This is a genomic window from Pseudomonas alliivorans, from assembly GCF_017826695.1.
Taxonomy (GTDB): Bacteria; Pseudomonadota; Gammaproteobacteria; order Pseudomonadales; family Pseudomonadaceae; genus Aquipseudomonas; species Aquipseudomonas alliivorans.
Window position 1 is genome coordinate 1 of record NZ_JAFFZW010000002.1, and the last position, 17,100, is coordinate 17,100.

Genomic DNA, 17,100 nt, shown 5'->3' on the forward strand with positions numbered 1-17,100 from the left:
CGCCGCAACTGGCCTTGTTCAACGAGCCTGAAAGTGAGCCGATGCCTTCAGTCGGTGACGCTGATGAAGAAGTCGTTGCACCGACACCTCGCCGCGGCAAGCGCAAGCCACTGTCGGCTGATCTGCCGCGTATCGAAGTCATCCACGAGCTGCCTGAACACGAACTGACCTGTGCCTGCGGTTGCCGCAAACATGTGATCAGCGAAGAAACCAGCGAACAGCTGGATATCGTGCCGATGCAGATCCGCGTGATCAAACATATCCGTAAGGTTTATGGCTGCCGGGGTTGTGAAACGGCACTGGTCACGGCTGACAAACCTGCGCAGTTAATCGAAAAGAGCATGGCCAGTCCGAGCGTATTGGCCATGCTACTCACTACCAAGTATGTTGACGGTTTACCCCTGCATCGATTTGAAACGGTACTCAGTCGACACGGTATCGAGATCCCTCGGCAAACGCTGGCTCGCTGGGTCATCCAGTGCAGCGAACACTTTCAGCCGCTGATCAATTTGATGCGTGACCGGCTGCTGGAAAGTCCGGTGATCCACTGCGATGAAACCCACGTCCAGGTATTGAAAGAACCAGAGCGTGACCCGACCAGCCAATCCTGGATGTGGGTGCAGGCCAGCGGGCCTCCGGATCGAAAAGTCGTGCTGTTCGATTACACCTCCAGCCGTGCGCAGGACGTACCGCTGCGGCTGCTGGAAAGTTATCGCGGCTACGTAATGACCGACGATTACGCAGGCTATAACACGCTGGCGTTGCAACCGGGTGTTGAACGTCTGGCCTGCATGGCTCATGCACGTCGCAAATTCGTGGAGGCACAGAAAGTGCAGCCCAAGGGTAAAACCGGAAGGGCTGATATCGCGATGACAATGATCAACAAACTGTACGGCATCGAGCGTGAGCTCAAAAGCGTTAGCGACAAGTAGCGATTTATGGGGCGGCAGGAAAAGAGCTTGCCGATCCTCGCCCAGTTGAAAAGCTGGCTGGATAAGACGCAGTCCCAAGTAACGCCGCAAAGCGTATTAGGCAAGGCAGTACATTATCTGGCGAATAACTGGAGTCGTCTGGAACGCTATGTCGAAGCGGGTTATTTGCCCATCGACAACAATGCGGCCGAACGAGCGATCAAGCCGTTTGTCATCGGGCGCAAGGCCTGGCTGTTCAGCGATACCGTCAACGGCGCCAGTGCCAGCGCAAAGATCTACAGCCTGGTCGAGACCGCCAAGGTCAACGGCCAGGAGCCCTATACGTGGCTGCGCCACGTCCTGGAGCGGTTGCCGCATGCCGCTTCGGTGGAAGACTACGAAGCCCTGTTACCGTGGAACTGCTCGCCGCAGATGCCACGGTAAATCGTTGACCCACCTTTGGGGAGGTGGGTTTATGGATCGCATACATTTTTTACACATCGGCCGATTTAGATCGCCTGACTCTATCATTACTTCCAAATAGTGGCCATTTACGCGTAATTGAAATTACCACTAGTTTTCTTGGCCTCTCCAAGGCTGAAGCTGAGGCCGGTATCCATCCATGCTGATCGACGAGAGGGGGACGGAGGGCTCCGGCGTGATTACGACACCAATCGTGGGCGGCCGCTTGGCCGGGCTACTGCTGCTGGTTGGTATTGGCGCGGGCGGTGGAGTCTGGGTGGCTGTCAGCCAATACCGCCCACTACTACATGAAGCTAGCGGCAAGGCTGTCAACTGCCAGTCCGCCCGGGACAACCTCAGTGGGCTAGCGCAGGAGGAGGGCAAGGCGCTGGGCGAACTGACCTTGGCTGCGAACGCACGTCAGGCCGGGGCAGAGAGGGCCGTGGCAGAAGTAGCCGCCAGCGCCCAGGTCGACCATGCCGCAGCGAACCGGCTGAAGCAGGAGCGCACTGGTGGCGACCGGTGCCCGGCCGCGACCTCGACCATCGAAAAGGAACTTGGCTTATGAGGCTGGTGCTGAACTCGCATCCCTGCGGGAGCGGAAGTAGCCCTCATCAGGCTTCAAGCCTCGTATTACTTGGCTTCGCCTGTAGGAGCGGGCTGGTGCTGTCCACGGCACTTTTGGGGACGTGCGGCAGGCTGAGCCGCTGCAGTACAGGCGCGTCGGTGTTCCGGTACAGGTGACGTGCTGCGCGCCAGAGGTAGAGGTGCTGCCATGGGCCGCTGCTGGCCTGCGCAAGACCGACAGCCTAGAGGTGAGGATGAGGGCGCTGCTCGCCTAGCGCAGGCAGCGGATCGGTTACGAAAAGCAGATTGAAGCTGCAGTGAGCCTCTGTCGCTGATACAAGCGCACGGAGGCTCTTCAAGCATCAGCGCCGATCAATGCTGACGACTTTGTCCGTGTTGGTTGATTTTGCGGTGGCAGTGCGATCCAACACCACCTTGGCAGTAAGGGTCGCTGCATTAGGTCCGAAAACGACAGAGCTCCACCCCAAACGCAAAGCGGTGGCTCGGAACCAGTCTTTGATCTCCTCTGTGAGGTAGGTCTTGTCCGTCCCGTGCGCGTTGTTATAGAGGCTGACGATTTTTTTCCGAGAGCAGTCATCGGTTGGCTTACTTACCGAACGCGCCTTTGGATCAGGGAATGTGTAGCGTGTCATGAGGGCGCCTTTAGCTGTAATTATGGAGCTCAAGCAGCCCCAGATGGTCCCGACAAGGTACTCGCGAAGTCCGCTAAGCTCCTAATTCGAGCCGTTAATTCTGCAGAACCGTATAGTTCCGGCTGCCGGAATCACACGCGTCCGGCGGCCTAGCTTCACACTATCGACAAAACGACAGTAGCGATTAGAACCAGTGCAACAGCGGTCACTGGGTCGAGTCCGAAGGTGCAAAGACCCCAGACTACGCCACCAAACGCCGTAAAGCGTCTAGGCAAAGCTGCTGAACCAGCCTGATTCAAAACACCCATTGGATGTCCTCCTCTAAGCTGTTCTCCATGTCTCATGTAGCAGTTGGCGAGGAGGTTCAGACTTCGCCGTATATTCCCTATTTCCCAGCTACGGGTTTTTCCAGCGAGGGTGGCGCGGCGGCCCAACTGGCTTGTGGTGGCCAGGGAACCCAGGCTAGCACCTCTAAGTAGCAGAACGATATCACTCTGTCACATTGATTGCCAATCATATAAGCCCTAGGTGAATTTTGGGGGGAATGTATCCCTCTAATAAGGTGGAATTCTGCTAAGTCATTATGCGTATAAGTAATTGAATTTATGGGTTTTTATAAGATTTTATCAAAAAATTGAGTCAGAAAACGGATCTGTTGTATCGTACAACTCATCCTCACTCTGCCTCGTTGCAACAGCAACGTTGAGATTTTGGTACTCGGGACGCAACCAGCGAATATGGCCGCGGGCTTCCTCGGCGGCGCGGTCGTTGTTCAGGGCCACCAGGCGGCATAACAACTCTTCTTCGGCCTGCGCTTCGGACTTCTCCGGCAGGGAGGGCAGCGTCAGGCTTGCCCACCAGTTGTTCGAAAAAATTGCCTCAGCCATAGGCGACGAAGACGGTTCGATCTAACTCGTGTTCAGCTCACTTGAAACAGAGGCCAGGCCCTGTTCATAGTTGCTCTCCTCCTTGTCACATAATGGCTATCCGGACCGGGTTTTTTCCAGAACGTTGTACATGACGCTTAGGGATTCTCCGAACAAGTCCTCAAATGTGATGAAATACGCCTGACCACCTGATCCGAGCCGCCCATGAGCCAGATGAGCTTTTCCGATTTCGAATATGCCCGCAAGCGCAAGCAGACACGCCGCGAACGCTTCCTCGCCGAGATGGATCAGGTCGTGCCCTGGGCAGGTCTGCTGGGCCTGATCGAACCGTTCTACCCCAAGGCCGGCGGTGGCAGAAAATCCTATCCGCTGGAAACCATGCTGCGCATTCATCTGCTGCAGAACTGGTTCTCCCTGAGCGACCCGGCCATGGAAGAAGCGCTCTACGAAATCACGCCCATGCGCCAGTTTGCACGCCTGACCTTGAGCGCCCCGATACCTGAAGACACCACGATCATGAACTTCCGGCATCTGCTGGAAAAGCATCAACTGGCCCCTGCGATCCTCGCGGTCATCAACGGTTATTTACAAGAAAAAGGCCTGTCGCTGCGTCAAGGCACTATCGTTGATGCCACCATTATTCATGCCCCCAGTTCCACCAAGAACGAGGAAGGCAAGCGCGATCCCGAGATGCATCAGACCAGGAAAGGTAACCAATACTTCTTCGGGATGAAGGCGCATATCGGCGCCGATGCCGAGTCGGGACTGGTTCATCATGTTCATGGCACTGCCGCCAATGTGGCCGACGTCACGCAGGTCGCCGAGCTGTTGCACGGCGAAGAAAACGCGGTGTATGCAGACGCTGGATATACCGGTGTCGAGAAGCGTGAAGAGCATGAAGATCGTGAGGTCATCTGGCAAATCGCGGCGCGGCGCAGCACGTATTCCAGGCTGAATAAATGCAGCGTGCTCTACAAGGCCAAGCGCAAGATCGAGTACTGCAAAGCTCAGACACGGGCCAAGGTCGAGCACCCGTTTCGGGTGATCAAGCGGCAGTTTGGTTACGTTAAAGTGCGCTTTCGTGGGCTGATGAAAAACACAGCTCAGTTGACCACGCTGTTCGCCCTGTCAAACCTGTGGATGGCTCGAAAACAGCTGATGGGTATGGGCGAGTTGCGTGTTTAACACGGAAAACCGGACGGAAACGCCCTCAACGCGCGCTGCATCAGGCCATTTTCAGCAAATAGCGCTGGGTGCCGGGCAAATTGCGACTCGCCGCCGCTGCGCAGCAAGTTGATCGGAGCATCCTTAGGTTTTGATGTTCGTTCATCTAACAATGCGTTAAATCCCTCTGGGACTGATATGTTTATTAGCGCTATGCAGAGGTTGGAGCAGGAAGGTATTAAAGTTAACGCTGTTAGGGGGGGCATGGTTTGGCGGAACAGATAGCGTAAATACATCAGAGTACTTGGCTGATTTGGAGAAAGGTATGCTTCCCGCTGAGGCGGCTGCAAAAACTTGGACTGGACGCATAGCCGCAAAATATGGTTTTACAAATGTTCAGACCCCCGTCAAAGAAAGATGGAATGATGCGACTACCGTTATTTTTGAAAGGTAGTAATAGTTAAAGGAGGTTTTGTATGCTAGAAGGTATCAGTGAGGGTAAAAAGCCTTCTCATGTCTTTAGATATGTTATTAAAGCCGATCCTACTATTGGTAATATGCGTCTTAGCGAATTTTTTCATGAGGAGTTTATTGATGTGGATAGTTTGGCTATGCAGATTATATGGAACTGGCGCGGGCCGGGTAGGACTAGCGGGCTTAGTGATGAATCGCTAGATGAGAAGCTGTTAGACTTGCTGAGTGATGCTGGTTATTTGTAAGTAACCGCTCCATGAACCCCACATTCAAAGCACTTAGCTAATGCCCGATGCTGGGCTCCCGATTCTCTCAGGCCCGCCGCCATGATGCGACCCGATGCCAAAGTCGAAAAGGTGTACCTCTACCCCAAACCTGTGGACTTTCGAAACCATCGTTATGTTAATTGATGAAAAGACAAAGTTGGCCATCTGGCGCCCTTCAACGCAAAAGTCGGTTTTGGATACTTTGCAGCGTGTGAAATCTGCCGTTGATCAGAATCCCGGATATAAAGTTGCATATGAGTTTCCGAATCAAAAAGTTGAGGCGCAGGCTAAAGCTTTCATTCGGTCAATGGTATCGATAGCGTTGTTAGTACTAGGACAAGAGCCCCATGAGTGCAGCGGGTATAGAGCTATGGTTTTATGCGTGTCCTGGTAAAGCTCTATCTATAAAACAGCGACATGCTGAAATCATGGATAGGATGTCTCGATTGGTTCTCCTTTAGGGTTTGCGTGTAGCGGAAGATTTGATCGAAAAACTTGTGGAGCGTGATCCACTAGCAATGGTCGAGTTATTAGAACGCATAAAAGGCTGATGGTGCAAAAGAGATAGGCGCTCCTGCGAAAGTCGATTATTCAAGCATTGAAAATCCGCCCGATATTGGTCCCGGTAAAGAGTTTACTCTGAGGCAAAAACAAGAGGCATTGGAATTGAATAGAGCAGCCAACGACGGCGTAGTTAAATCCGATGCCAGTGGTGCTGTCTTAGCCAAACCACAAAAAAGTCAGCGCGGTGTAACTCCAGATCCTACCGCTTTGCCGTTTGACCACATAAAGCCAAAAAAATGTAATGGTACAAATTTCAGAGGAGTTATCAAAGAATTTGCGCCTTGCTTTTGATGATGTTGAAAAATCGATTGCTGGTGTGGAAAATAATGATGATGTTTTGAGTTTAATGGCGCTGACGATGGCTCGCATTAGATTCTCAACGCTTTCAGATTACTTTTTAAATATTCATGAAGACTTAGAAAAAATGCTTGTGATCTACAGCGACAAGAATATTGAAAATCCTAAGGATTATAAGTATTGATTGGGGGTTTTGGTCTGACGGTCAGGCGCTTATGATTGGAGAAAAATATTAAAGCTCTCGTTTTTTTTGGGGGAATAGCGTTGTTATCGCTTGTTGAGGAAAACGAAAAGTACCGGGTCGAACACGGCAATCCTGATATTCGGTTCGACCAGCGCAGCCATGCCCCATGCCGTCAATGGGTTTTCTAAACTCGACGGACTTGGGGTAGAGGTACACTTTCTCGACTTGAGCGTTGAGTCGCATGATGGTGGATGGGCTTCTGAAACAATCGGGAATCCAGCATCCGGCATTAGCTTAGCGCTTTGAGTGGGGTTCATTGAGCGGTTACTGTTAGTTGATCGGAGCATTCCTAAACCCCCCATCAATCCAAAAGCCCAACCACCTTCCTATACTCCTGCCGCCCCTGGCCCGTCTCCCGCGTCAATCGAATCTCGATCCCTTTAGGATCATTCTCCCGATTACCATCAAGCGTGTGCCATTCATTGTCCGCTTTCCAGATCCGCGCTTGCAGATCCACAACGCCTCCAAGCACCGCAACCCCCTCCTTGGGTGCAGGCAGTGGGTAACGATCACTCGGCAGGCCCATGGCCCGATAGAGCGTTCCGTCTTTCAGCCACCAGCGTACGCGTTGCAGACCTTCGCCAGACACTGCGGCACTGCGAATCACGTCGAGACGAAACTCACCCGTATCGGCGGCACGCAGACTGACTGCTGCCGGAGCCTGAGGTCGGTCGTTCTGATCGCCGTTCAGGTCCGGTTCCTGCATTTCGATGCTGGCGCGAAGGGCCATGTCGCGCTCCAGTTGGTTAAAGGCTCGCAATAAAGACTCGGTCTGTTCGGTGTTTTCACGCAGTCGGGCGTCGGTGCGGGTCACGCTGTCCAGGCCGCGCCAGGCGATCAGGCTGACGATGGACATCAGCAGAATCGCGACCATCACTTCGAGCAGGGTAAAACCACGCTGATGTTTGTTCATGGCGCACTGACCACGCTCAATTGGCCCAAGGCCGAACGTTCTACGCCCAGCGTGTGTTCGCCATCGGAGAGGCGGATGTGCAGCACCGGCGTGATCCATTCGGCGTTCAGTACGACGGATTGGCGAGGCTGGATCTGCACGCGCATGGACGGGGTTTCCCAGTTGCGCGGATGGAGGTGCGGGTCGTCTGTGAAGTGATCAAAACCGTTGCCTTCTGCGTTGCGGCGCTGGAAAACAAAGCCTTTGCCATCGGCCAGCCAGGTGATCGGGCGGCCGTCGGCGCGGGCCTCGGCCTGGGCGATCTGCAGCAGTTGCGCGAGCCGTTGGCTGTCTTTGCGCAGCAGTGCATCGGCATCGGGTTTGATGCTCAGGCTGACGGCGGCACTGGCGATGCCGATGATGACCAGCACCACCATCAGTTCGATCAAGGTGAAGCCCTGTTGCCTGTCCATGGTCATGAAGCCGGGGTCCTTGGTTGAGCCGCTATGCCGACGTGCAGTCTGATGTAGACTCTGGTTCCAGACGAACAGGAGGTTCAGTCATGGCAGTTGTTTTTGGTGTGTCAGCTCCGCGATTGTTGCAGTCAGCGGCCTTGCTTGCGGCGCTGGCAGGCGTGGTGGTCTGGTCTTCATTATTGATGACATCGGCTCAATCGTCCGCGCCTGTGCAGACGAGCGTAACCCAGGAAGGCGGTTCTGCCAGCCCGGCAAGGCAATGGTTTGCCAATCAGCCTTCGCAAGTGCAGATCAGCGTGTCCGGTGTCATGGCAGGCGCACGAGGTGCGGTGGCGGTTATCCGGCTCAATGATGGTCCGGCGCGCAGCGTGATAGCGGGCGAGCGACTGGCGAGGGATGTGCGTCTGGTCGCCGTAGAAGCTGACGGCGTGGTGATCGAGCGAGGATCGGAGCAGACCCGAATCAAGGTCAGCACGCTCTCCGCGGTCTCCGGGCTGCCGGACCTGATACGCCGCTGAAAGGCTCACTGCGACTTTACCCAGGGGCGACCCAGTATCGTTTCCAGACGTGCCAGCGGCGGCCCTTGTCGCTCACGTTCCGACACCCTCACGTTGACACGCATCAGTGTGCCTCCGGCCATGGTGATCAGAGTCTGATCGCAGCGCAGCAGCAGGTGTCCCTGATCACAATCGAGGGTCTTTACGCCAGCCTTGAGTTGTCCTTCAAGACGTAATTCTGCGAGTCGGTTTTGCGCGGCCAGCAGCGCGATTGCTCGGTCACGCAGCAGGCCATTGCTCTGTGTCATGCCGCCTGCAACACGCACCGCTGCCGACATGGCCACGGCAATGATTGCCAGCGCGACAAGCACCTCGACCAGAGTGAAACCACGTTCCGTGTGTGCCTGTCCCATGGTGCCTCCTGGCGGACTACAGGGGCGCAGAATAGCACTGGTCCAGCGTTCTGATGCGAACGCAAATCACTGAATATTTCCCTCGTCCCGTTTTATAGTTTTGTTACACTGCGGCGCTGATAAGGATTATCAAGGGAAGTGGATATGGAAGTCGCGCGCGTCATGCAGCGGCCTGCAGGCCGTCGCGCCCAGGCTGGTTTTACCCTGATCGAAATCATGGTTGTGGTCGTCATTCTGGGCATTCTGGCGGCCATCGTGGTCCCCAAGGTGCTGGATCGTCCCGATCAGGCTCGTGCTACTGCGGCCAGGCAGGATATTGGCGGCCTGATGCAGGCACTCAACCTTTACCGCCTCGATAACGGCCGTTATCCCAATCAGAATCAGGGCCTCAAGGTGCTCGTCGAGCGCCCGGCCAATGTCAGTAAAAACAATTGGCGCTCCTACCTTGAACGACTGCCCAACGACCCCTGGGGCCGCCCCTACAATTACCTGAATCCTGGTGTTAACGGCGAGGTGGACATTTTCTCCCTCGGTGCCGATGGCCAGCCGGATGGTGACGGCGTGAATGCCGATATCGGCTCCTGGCAGCTTTAAGCGCTGCCATGAAAAACCTCTTCTTCACTGCGTCCCGACAGCGTGGCTCGGCGATCATCAGCGCGTTGCTGATCGCCGCAATCGTGGCGGTGATTGCAGCAGGCATGCTCACTCGCCAAGGCGTGCTGACTCGCAGCCTTGAAGCCGAACAATCGCGTGTGCAGAGCAGTCAGCAGTTATTGGGCGGGCTTGAGATCGGTCGCCAATTGCTCTGGGACTCGCGTCAGCAGGACGCCTCGACGCGCCTCGATCAGCCCTGGGCCAGACCAATCGTCATCGACGCGTCGAATGCCAGGCCGGGTGAGTTCGAAGGGCAATTGCAGGATCAGCAGGGCAAGTTCAATCTGCGCAACCTGCTGACCAATCAACAGGCGGATATCGGGCAGCAGCGCAGCTTCGAGCGACTGTGCGAAATGATCGGTATTGATGCCGCGCTTGCCCAGCGGATCATTCAGCGGGTCATTGCGTCTTATCCCAGGCTTCTTTCCACACCGATGTCGACGGGCCCGGCGAGCAGTTTCGACAGCGGCCGAGTGACCTCGTCCGGCACCGAGCAAACACTTCTACCCGCGACCCAGCCGATGCTGCGCAGCCTCGAAGACCTGCGTGGCATGGCAGGCCTGACCGAGGCCTCATTGACGCGTCTCGACTACTACGTGAGTGTGTTGCCGAGCAACACCTGGGTGAACGGCAACACGGCCAGCGCCGAGGTGCTGGCCGCGGTCATTCCCGGTCTGTCGCTGTCCAGAGCTCAGGCGGTGGTGTCCGAGCGCGACAGGGGATTGTGGTTCGTTAACCGGGGTGACCTGATCAACCGATTGCGGGTACCCAAATTGACGGTCGACAACCTCAACGTCGGCGTCACGAGTGAGTGGTTCATGCTGCGCGGGCAGGCACGTCCCCAGCAACGTCAGGTCAGAATCCAGGCCTTGCTGCATCGCGTCGGCGACACGCTACCGAGGGTCATCTGGTCGCGGGTGGGCATATGAATCGCTTGCGCATCGCCTTGTCGCCGCTGAACGAGTTGACCGGGGACACCACGGTAGCGTTCGTCCGTCTTGACCGCGCAGGCCGTGTCACCGAAAGCGGACACAGCGCCTTGTCAGCCCTGACCAGAGGCCGGAAATCATCAGGTGTCGAATGCTACCTGCACCCACTGGACAGCGTCCTGACCGGTATCGATCTCCCTCCGTTGAGCGGGTCGCGGCTCAAGGCTGCCGTCATCTGCGCCGCACAAGGTTTGATGCTCGGAAACAGCGATCAGATGCACATCGCCCACAGCGTCCGAGACCCGCAAGGTCGTGTGGTGGTCGGCTGGTTGCCAAAGGCGGCGCTGGCGCGGTTGACCGAGTTGTTGAGTCAGATCCGCCTGCCATTGCGTGGGCTGTATCCGGCGCCGTTCGGTTTGCCGGTTCCTGTCGAGGGGCAAGTCAGCGCAGGCCTGCTGGATGAGCACTGGCTGTTGCGTCACAGCCTCGATCACGCCGTGGTCCAGCCCTGTCATGAAGATGGACTGGCTGAGCGGCTCGTTTCGGGTGGTGAGGTGTGCTGGATTGGCACTAACGCAGCTGCAGACGCGCAGAGCCTGTCGGCAGAGCAGGCGTTGAGCGGCGTCGCGCCGGGCTGGAGTCTGCATGCAGGGCTTGGCCACACCGGCGGCCAAGCGTCCAGTTGGACACCCGCGCTGTTCTGCTGCGTGCTGGCGATCGCCGTGTGGACGTCGGGTCTGAACCTCTATGCCGCTCGCGAGGCTGCGCAAGGGCAGGCGCTCAAGGCCGGAATGACTCAGCGCGTCAAACAGGCGTTCCCAGAACTGCCGGTGATTCTCAACCCCTTGCAGCAAGCCCGCCAGCAGTTGGCCGCCCGCCAGGGCGGTGCCGAAAGTGATCCTAGTCAGCGTTTCACTCAGCTGATGCACCAGGCCGCCGAGGGCATGCCCTTCCTGTCAGGCAGCGTGCACAGCCTGACGTTCTCTGGCAACAGGTTACAACTGCAGATGCTGGAGGAGACACCGCAGGTGCCCGTTGACAGTACCTGGCAGGATTCACTTAAACAGGTCGGGCTGGGTGTCAGTCGCCAGGATCGTTTGTGGACGCTGAGCCCGTTGGCTGAGTCCACCTCAGCCGAAAGCGACGAAGCCAAGGGCGATGATCATGAATAGCGCCACGCTGAACCTTGCGAAATTGCGCTGGCGATTCTGGCGCACCCGTGCAGCGACGGCCTGGTCAGGCCTGACGCGACGGGAGAGGCAACTGGTGACAGGCGCTGCCTGGGTGCTGTCGGGGCTGATGGTGTGGTTGCTGCTGGTTCAGCCGCCTTTACAGAAAATCGCTTACTGGCAGGCCGAGACGCCCAGGCTGCGCACCCAGAACCAGACCCTCGAAACGTTGCTGCAGCAACTGCCGGCCCCGGCCATGCGAGTGTCCGGACAGCGTCTGGAGCAGGCGTTGCGCGTGAGTCTGGAAGCCGCCGGGCTGGCGCAGGTTTACAGGTTGAAGGCCGAGACCGAAACCGGTGATTCGACCTGGCAACTGACGTTCGACCAGGCCCCGGCCGATAGCGTCATGCAATGGTTGCTGGAGCAGCCGCAACAGCTTTCGCTCTACGTTACCGAAGCCCGACTGCAACGCGCAGACGGGCTTTCCGCACAAGCCTCGGCAGGTCATCTGTCAGGGATCGTTCGTATGGATCAGGCGCCCGGCGCCAGCAAGGAAGCTTTATGAAGTGCTCAGGCTTCAATGATGTGCGCCCGTGTCGCAAGGCATTGCCTTTCGTACTGCTGGCGCTGAGTGCATGCACCCACTCGTTACCGCCCCCACCAATGGATAGCGAACTGGGCCAACCCTTGGCCAATACGCAGCGCAGTGGCGACGCCTTGCTCGATCGTCAGCGTGCGCAGGCGAGCGCGCCGAATCAGTCCAGGGCGCCGCACCCGATCAGCACGCCCCGCAGGCAGAACAGCGGCCGCGGTCCTGCCGCAGCGCGCAGTATGCTCGGCAATCAACCGGTGCAACTCAATTTTGTCGATGCCGATATTCAGGCGGTCGTGCGTGCCCTGTCTCGCTCGACCGGCCAGCAGTTTCTGGTCGATCCGCGCGTCACCGGCACCCTGACACTGGTCAGCGAAGGGCAGGTGCCTGCCGTTCAGGCCTACGATATGCTGTTGTCTGCATTGCGCATGCAGGGTTTCAGCGTCGTCGATGTCGGCGGCGTCGCGCATGTGGTGCCCGAGGCGGATGCCAAGCTGCTGGGGGGGGCGATCTATAGCCCTGACAAACCGGCCGGCAATGGCATGCTGACCCGCACCTTTCGGCTGCAGTACGAAAACGCCGTCAACCTGATTCCGGTGCTGCGGCCCATCGTATCGCCGAACAACCCGATCAATGCCTATCCCGGCAACAACACCATTGTGGTCACCGACTACGCGGAAAACCTGACACGCGTCGCGCAAATCATCGACGGCATCGACACGCCCAGTGCCATCGACACCGACGTGGTGTCGGTTCGCAACGGCATTGCCGTGGACATCGCCGGAATGGTCAGTGAGCTGCTGGACACCCAGGGCGGCGACCCGACCCAGAAAATCAGCGTTATCGGCGATCCGCGCTCCAACGCCATCATCATTCGCGCCGGCAGCCCCGAGCGTACGGAACTGGCGCGCAATCTGATCTACAAACTGGATAACGCCCAGAGCAATCCCAGCAACCTGCACGTGGTCTACCTGCGCAATGCCCAGGCGGGCAAGCTGGCCCAGGCCTTGAGAGGTCTGCTGACCGGCGAAAGCGACAGTGGCACGACCGACACTGCTCGCGCGATGCTCAGCGGCATGGGCGGGACGAGCAGCAAGAGCGAAGGGCAGGGCACCACGAGCACGTCCAGTGGCAGTGGTTCGGCAACTGGCACAGGCAGCAACGGTTATGGGCAGGCCGGTGGCGCGACGGCGAGTGCGGGAGTCAGTGGTCAGCAGGGCGATCAGAACACGGCGTTCACTGCCGGTGGCGTGACCATTCAGGCTGATGCGACCACCAATACGCTGTTGATTTCGGCGCCGGAACCTTTGTATCGCAACCTGCGTGAAGTGATCGACCAGCTGGATCAGCGGCGCGCCCAGGTCGTGATCGAAAGCCTGATCGTCGAAGTCAGTGAGGACGATGCCAACGAGTTTGGCGTGCAATGGCAGACCGGCAATCTGAGCGGCAGCGGTGTGTTCGGTGGCGCCAATCTGGGCGGCAGTGGACTGGTGAGTAACCCGGCTGGCGGCACGAGCATCGATGTGCTGCCGCCGGGGTTGAATGTCGGTGTGGTGAAAGGCGCGGTGACCATTCCGGGCATCGGCGAGGTGCTGGACCTCAAGGTGCTGGCGCGAGCGCTGAAGAGCAAAGGCGGCAGCAACGTGCTGTCCACGCCGAATCTGCTGACGCTGGATAACGAGGCGGCGAGCATCTTCGTCGGTCAGACCATCCCCTTTGTTACCGGCAGCTACGTGACCGGCGGAGGCGGCACCAGCAACAACCCGTTCCAGACCGTGGAGCGCGAGGAAGTCGGTCTGAAGCTCAATGTCCGGCCGCAGATTTCCGAAGGCGGTACCGTCAAGCTGGACATCTACCAGGAGGTCAGCAGTGTCGATCAGCGTGCCTCGGTCGATGCAGGCACCGTGACCAACAAGCGTGCCATCGACACCAGCATCCTGCTCGATGACGGGCAGATCATGGTCCTGGGCGGACTGCTTCAGGATGGCTACAACCAGAGCAATGACGCTGTACCGTGGCTGTCGAACATTCCGGTGTTGGGCGTGCTGTTTCGCAACGACCGGCGTCAGTTGACCAAGACCAACCTGATGGTGTTCCTGCGGCCTTACATCATTCGTGACAGCGGCGCGGGGCGCAGCATTACCCTCAATCGCTACGAATACATGCGCCGGGCCCAGGGCAGCCTGCAGCCGGAACGCAATTGGGCGCTGCCGGACATGCAAGGGCCGCAGTTGCCGCCAGCGGCAAAGGCAATTCCCGAATCGCTGCCCGCGCAAGGCCAGATGCCCCGCGCGACGATTCGCGCCGTACCAGTGCCTGCGCCATGACCGGGCTGCCCTATGCCTGGGCCAAGGCGCAGCGCATTCTGTTGCGGCGCAGTGAGCACGGGGCTGCGCTGGTCACGTGCCAGTCAACGCCCGGTTGGGCGATCAACGAGGCGCGGCGACAGTTCGGGCCGACCACGCTGGAACGTGTGGATGACGCGCAGATGGACGGGCTGCTGGCAGCCGCTTACGCCGACACCGGCAGTGCTGCTGCGGTGGTCGGGGCGGCCGAGAGCGAGGCAGACCTGGACCGGCTGATGCAGGACATCCCGGAGATCACTGACCTGCTGGATGCCCAGGACGGTGCGCCGGTGATCCGCATGATCAACGCGCTGTTTACCCAGGCCGCACGGGACGAGGCCAGCGACATTCACATCGAACCCTACGAAAGCCATTCTGTGGTGCGCTACCGCGTCGACGGCACGCTGCGAGATGTAGTGTCGCCGCGCAAGGCGCTGCACGGTTCGCTGGTGTCGCGGATCAAGATCATGGCGCAACTGGACATTGCCGAGAAACGTCTTCCACAGGACGGGCGAATCGCGTTGCGGGTGGCCGGACGACCGATCGACATTCGTGTCTCAACGGTGCCCACCGGTCATGGCGAGCGCGTGGTGATGCGCCTGCTGGACAAACAGGCCGGACGCTTGCAACTGGAAACACTGGGCATGGATCCGGAGGTGCTTGCCAGGCTCGATCACCTGATTCGCCAGCCCCACGGCATCGTATTGGTCACAGGCCCCACCGGCAGCGGCAAGACCACCAGCCTGTATGCCGCGCTGGCGCGACTGGATGCCAGCACCAGCAACATCCTGACTGTCGAAGATCCGGTGGAGTACGACCTGCCGGGTATCAGCCAGATTCAGGTCAACACCCGCATCGACATGACTTTTGCTCTGGCCCTGCGCGCCATCCTGCGTCAGGACCCGGACATCATCATGATCGGCGAAATCCGCGATCTGGAAACCGCTCAGATCGCTGTGCAGGCGTCGCTGACCGGACACCTGGTGCTGGCGACCCTGCACACCAACGATTCGGTATCGGCGGTCAACCGACTGACCGACATGGGCGTCGAGCCCTTTCTGCTGGCCTCGTCGCTGCTGGGCGTGCTTGCCCAGCGTCTGGTGCGTCGTCTGTGTCCGCGCTGCAAGCAGGAAGACCCGGCCGTGCCCGGTACGTGGCGTCCGGTGGGTTGTGTTGCCTGCAACCAGATCGGCTACAGCGGTCGTACCGGCATTCACGAACTGTTCTGCGTTGACGACGCGGTTCGCAGCCTGATTCACACTGGTGCCGGCGAACAGGCCTTGCGTGAAGAGGCTCGCCGTGCCGGCATGTTGAGCATGCGCGAGGATGGCAGCCGCTGGGTCCGCAGCGGCACCACGGCCCCCGAAGAAATTCTGCGCGTGACACGGGACGTCTGATGAATCGCTATCGCTATGAAGCCGCCAATGCTCAAGGCAGGATTGAGTCCGGGCATCTGGAAGCCGACAGCCGCAACGCGGCATTCAGCGTTCTGCGCAGTCGTGGTCTGACGGCATTGCAGGTCGAGCCGGAAACCGTCCGTGCGCGCAGTGGAGGGCGCGGGTTGTTCAGTGCCAGGCTTTCGGACACTGACCTGGCGTCGGTAACGCGCCAACTGGCAAGCCTGCTGGGCGCAGGGCTGCCGCTGGACGAAGCATTGAGCGCCACGCTGGAGCAGGCCGAGCGCAAGCACATCATCCAGACCCTTGGCGCGGTGCGCAGCGATGTGCGCAGCGGCATGCGTCTGGCCGAAGCGCTGGCTGCGCGCCCCGGTGATTTTCCGGACATCTACCGGGCGTTGATTGCGGCGGGTGAAGAGTCCGGCGATCTGGCCCATGTCATGGAGCGTCTGGCGGATTACATCGAGGAGCGCAACGGCTTGCGCAGCAAGATCCTGACGGCGTTCATCTATCCCGGCGTAGTGGGGCTGGTGTCGATTGCCATTGTGATCTTTCTGCTCAGTTACGTGGTGCCACAGGTGGTCAGCGCCTTTTCACAGGCGCGGCAGGATTTGCCGGGCCTCACGCTGGCCATGCTCAACGCCAGTGATTTCATTCGTGGCTGGGGCTGGTTGTGCCTGCTCGGCCTGACGATCAGCGTCTGGACCTGGCGAATCTACCTGCGCAATCCCGCGGCGCGCCTGAGTTGGCACGCACGGGTACTGCGTTTGCCATTGATCGGTCGCTTCGTGCTGGGCCTCAATACCGCGCGCTTCGCCTCGACTCTGGCGATTCTCGGCGGTGCTGGCGTGCCCTTGCTGCGTGCGCTGGATGCGGCGCGTCAGACGCTGTCCAATGATCGTCTCAGCGAGAGCGTAACCGAAGCCACTGCCAAGGTGCGTGAAGGCGTTAATCTGGCCGCCGCCTTGCGTGTCGAGAAAGTCTTTCCGCCACTGCTTATTCACCTGATTGCCAGCGGCGAGAAAACGGGCGCGTTGCCGCCCATGCTGGAGCGTGCCGCACAGACCTTGTCGCGTGATATCGAGCGCCGTGCCATGGGCATGACGGCACTGCTCGAGCCGCTGATGATCGTGGTGATGGGCGGTGTGGTGCTGGTGATCGTGCTGGCGGTGCTGCTGCCCATCATCGAGATCAATCAACTGGTTGGTTGATGCACCATGCAAAAGGCCCTCGATCAAGAGGGCCTT

At 58.6% G+C, this 17,100-nt stretch carries 17 protein-coding genes and 1 pseudogene; 13 read left to right on the top strand and 5 right to left on the bottom strand.

Going from position 1 to position 17,100, the window contains the following annotated elements; all coding sequences use genetic code 11:
* Window positions 1–1,355, top strand: a pseudogene (tnpC, locus tag JTJ32_RS04680) (IS66 family transposase); the annotation flags it as partial.
* Between the two features lie 178 nt (window positions 1,356–1,533).
* The gene (locus JTJ32_RS04685; protein ID WP_236059194.1) at window positions 1,534–1,941 is read left to right on the top strand and encodes a hypothetical protein; all 408 of its coding nucleotides are present in this window, start codon (window positions 1,534–1,536) and stop codon (window positions 1,939–1,941) included.
* A gap of 361 nt (window positions 1,942–2,302) precedes the next feature.
* On the opposite strand, the gene JTJ32_RS04690 is transcribed toward JTJ32_RS04685, so the two are convergent.
* Both JTJ32_RS04690 and JTJ32_RS04695 read right to left on the bottom strand, forming a co-directional pair.
* Window positions 2,303–2,593, bottom strand: coding sequence for a hypothetical protein (locus JTJ32_RS04690; protein WP_210041136.1), 291 nt, complete (start codon window positions 2,591–2,593; stop codon window positions 2,303–2,305).
* A gap of 626 nt (window positions 2,594–3,219) precedes the next feature.
* Entirely contained in the window at window positions 3,220–3,480 is a 261-nt protein-coding gene (locus JTJ32_RS04695) for a hypothetical protein (RefSeq protein WP_210041138.1), read from the bottom strand.
* Between the two features lie 204 nt (window positions 3,481–3,684).
* On the opposite strand from JTJ32_RS04695, the gene JTJ32_RS04700 reads away from it, so the two are divergent.
* The 3 genes from JTJ32_RS04700 (at window position 3,685) to JTJ32_RS04710 (ending at window position 6,429) form a co-directional block, all read left to right on the top strand.
* Entirely contained in the window at window positions 3,685–4,665 is a 981-nt protein-coding gene (locus JTJ32_RS04700; RefSeq protein WP_210041140.1) for an IS5 family transposase, read from the top strand.
* Between the two features lie 455 nt (window positions 4,666–5,120).
* On the top strand, window positions 5,121–5,363 hold the full coding sequence (locus JTJ32_RS04705; protein ID WP_210041142.1) for a hypothetical protein: 243 nt from the start codon (window positions 5,121–5,123) through the stop codon (window positions 5,361–5,363).
* 826 nt (window positions 5,364–6,189) lie between these two features.
* Entirely contained in the window at window positions 6,190–6,429 is a 240-nt protein-coding gene (locus tag JTJ32_RS04710) for a hypothetical protein (protein WP_210041144.1), read from the top strand.
* 361 nt (window positions 6,430–6,790) lie between these two features.
* On the opposite strand, the gene JTJ32_RS04715 is transcribed toward JTJ32_RS04710, so the two are convergent.
* Together JTJ32_RS04715 and JTJ32_RS04720 are read right to left on the bottom strand one after the other, a co-directional pair.
* Window positions 6,791–7,402: a type II secretion system protein GspJ gene (locus JTJ32_RS04715; protein ID WP_210041146.1), complete on the bottom strand. Its 612-nt coding sequence runs from the start codon at window positions 7,400–7,402 to the stop codon at window positions 6,791–6,793.
* Window positions 7,399–7,860 (bottom strand): GspH/FimT family pseudopilin, encoded by a 462-nt coding sequence (locus tag JTJ32_RS04720; RefSeq protein ID WP_184322968.1) that lies wholly within the window; start codon window positions 7,858–7,860, stop codon window positions 7,399–7,401. Before JTJ32_RS04720 ends, JTJ32_RS04715 begins: the two co-directional genes overlap by 4 nt.
* 83 nt (window positions 7,861–7,943) lie before the next feature.
* Between JTJ32_RS04720 and JTJ32_RS04725 the strand changes: the two genes are divergently transcribed.
* Window positions 7,944–8,375, top strand: a complete 432-nt coding sequence (locus tag JTJ32_RS04725) for a type II secretion system protein N (RefSeq protein ID WP_210041148.1) — start codon at window positions 7,944–7,946, stop codon at window positions 8,373–8,375.
* A 5-nt stretch (window positions 8,376–8,380) separates the two neighbouring features.
* On the opposite strand, the gene gspI is transcribed toward JTJ32_RS04725, so the two are convergent.
* The gene (gene gspI, locus JTJ32_RS04730; RefSeq protein WP_210041150.1) at window positions 8,381–8,767 is read right to left on the bottom strand and encodes a type II secretion system minor pseudopilin GspI; all 387 of its coding nucleotides are present in this window, start codon (window positions 8,765–8,767) and stop codon (window positions 8,381–8,383) included.
* Window positions 8,768–8,911: 144 nt separating this feature from the next.
* On the opposite strand from gspI, the gene gspG reads away from it, so the two are divergent.
* The 7 genes from gspG to gspF are packed head-to-tail and all read left to right on the top strand — an operon-like array spanning window position 8,912 to window position 17,064.
* Window positions 8,912–9,361, top strand: a complete 450-nt coding sequence (gene gspG, locus JTJ32_RS04735) for a type II secretion system major pseudopilin GspG (RefSeq protein ID WP_210041152.1) — start codon at window positions 8,912–8,914, stop codon at window positions 9,359–9,361.
* Window positions 9,362–9,369: 8 nt separating this feature from the next.
* Complete coding sequence (gene gspK, locus JTJ32_RS04740; protein ID WP_184322964.1) at window positions 9,370–10,350, top strand: type II secretion system minor pseudopilin GspK; 981 nt, start codon at window positions 9,370–9,372, stop codon at window positions 10,348–10,350.
* Window positions 10,347–11,522: a type II secretion system protein GspL gene (gene gspL / locus JTJ32_RS04745; protein ID WP_210041154.1), complete on the top strand. Its 1,176-nt coding sequence runs from the start codon at window positions 10,347–10,349 to the stop codon at window positions 11,520–11,522. The genes gspK and gspL overlap by 4 nt, the downstream gene beginning before the upstream one ends.
* Window positions 11,515–12,084, top strand: coding sequence for a type II secretion system protein M (gspM, locus tag JTJ32_RS04750; protein WP_210041156.1), 570 nt, complete (start codon window positions 11,515–11,517; stop codon window positions 12,082–12,084). Before gspL ends, gspM begins: the two co-directional genes overlap by 8 nt.
* On the top strand, window positions 12,081–14,438 hold the full coding sequence (gspD, locus tag JTJ32_RS04755; protein WP_210041158.1) for a type II secretion system secretin GspD: 2,358 nt from the start codon (window positions 12,081–12,083) through the stop codon (window positions 14,436–14,438). Before gspM ends, gspD begins: the two co-directional genes overlap by 4 nt.
* Window positions 14,435–15,853 carry a type II secretion system ATPase GspE gene (gene gspE / locus JTJ32_RS04760; protein ID WP_210041160.1) on the top strand — a complete coding sequence of 473 codons (1,419 nt, stop codon included), beginning with the start codon at window positions 14,435–14,437 and terminating at the stop codon, window positions 15,851–15,853. The genes gspD and gspE overlap by 4 nt, the downstream gene beginning before the upstream one ends.
* The gene (gene gspF / locus JTJ32_RS04765) at window positions 15,853–17,064 is read left to right on the top strand and encodes a type II secretion system inner membrane protein GspF (RefSeq protein WP_184322959.1); all 1,212 of its coding nucleotides are present in this window, start codon (window positions 15,853–15,855) and stop codon (window positions 17,062–17,064) included. The genes gspE and gspF overlap by 1 nt, the downstream gene beginning before the upstream one ends.
* The last annotated feature ends 36 nt before the right edge of the window (window positions 17,065–17,100 follow it).

Excerpts from the sequence above, each read along its gene's own strand:
- gspL (WP_210041154.1), top strand. The coding sequence starts at position 10,347 with ATGAATCGCTTGCGCATCGCCTTGTCGCCGCTGAACGAGTTGACCGGG.
- gspE (WP_210041160.1), top strand. The coding sequence starts at position 14,435 with ATGACCGGGCTGCCCTATGCCTGGGCCAAGGCGCAGCGCATTCTGTTG.
- gspD (WP_210041158.1), top strand. The coding sequence starts at position 12,081 with ATGAAGTGCTCAGGCTTCAATGATGTGCGCCCGTGTCGCAAGGCATTG.
- JTJ32_RS04700 (WP_210041140.1), top strand. The coding sequence starts at position 3,685 with ATGAGCCAGATGAGCTTTTCCGATTTCGAATATGCCCGCAAGCGCAAG.
- JTJ32_RS04705 (WP_210041142.1), top strand. The coding sequence starts at position 5,121 with ATGCTAGAAGGTATCAGTGAGGGTAAAAAGCCTTCTCATGTCTTTAGA.
- JTJ32_RS04720 (WP_184322968.1), bottom strand. The coding sequence starts at position 7,860 with ATGACCATGGACAGGCAACAGGGCTTCACCTTGATCGAACTGATGGTG.
- gspK (WP_184322964.1), top strand. The coding sequence starts at position 9,370 with ATGAAAAACCTCTTCTTCACTGCGTCCCGACAGCGTGGCTCGGCGATC.
- JTJ32_RS04685 (WP_236059194.1), top strand. The coding sequence starts at position 1,534 with ATGCTGATCGACGAGAGGGGGACGGAGGGCTCCGGCGTGATTACGACA.
- gspM (WP_210041156.1), top strand. The coding sequence starts at position 11,515 with ATGAATAGCGCCACGCTGAACCTTGCGAAATTGCGCTGGCGATTCTGG.
- gspF (WP_184322959.1), top strand. The coding sequence starts at position 15,853 with ATGAATCGCTATCGCTATGAAGCCGCCAATGCTCAAGGCAGGATTGAG.
- gspG (WP_210041152.1), top strand. The coding sequence starts at position 8,912 with ATGGAAGTCGCGCGCGTCATGCAGCGGCCTGCAGGCCGTCGCGCCCAG.
- JTJ32_RS04695 (WP_210041138.1), bottom strand. The coding sequence starts at position 3,480 with ATGGCTGAGGCAATTTTTTCGAACAACTGGTGGGCAAGCCTGACGCTG.
- gspI (WP_210041150.1), bottom strand. The coding sequence starts at position 8,767 with ATGGGACAGGCACACACGGAACGTGGTTTCACTCTGGTCGAGGTGCTT.
- JTJ32_RS04690 (WP_210041136.1), bottom strand. The coding sequence starts at position 2,593 with ATGACACGCTACACATTCCCTGATCCAAAGGCGCGTTCGGTAAGTAAG.
- JTJ32_RS04725 (WP_210041148.1), top strand. The coding sequence starts at position 7,944 with ATGGCAGTTGTTTTTGGTGTGTCAGCTCCGCGATTGTTGCAGTCAGCG.
- JTJ32_RS04710 (WP_210041144.1), top strand. The coding sequence starts at position 6,190 with ATGGTACAAATTTCAGAGGAGTTATCAAAGAATTTGCGCCTTGCTTTT.
- JTJ32_RS04715 (WP_210041146.1), bottom strand. The coding sequence starts at position 7,402 with ATGAACAAACATCAGCGTGGTTTTACCCTGCTCGAAGTGATGGTCGCG.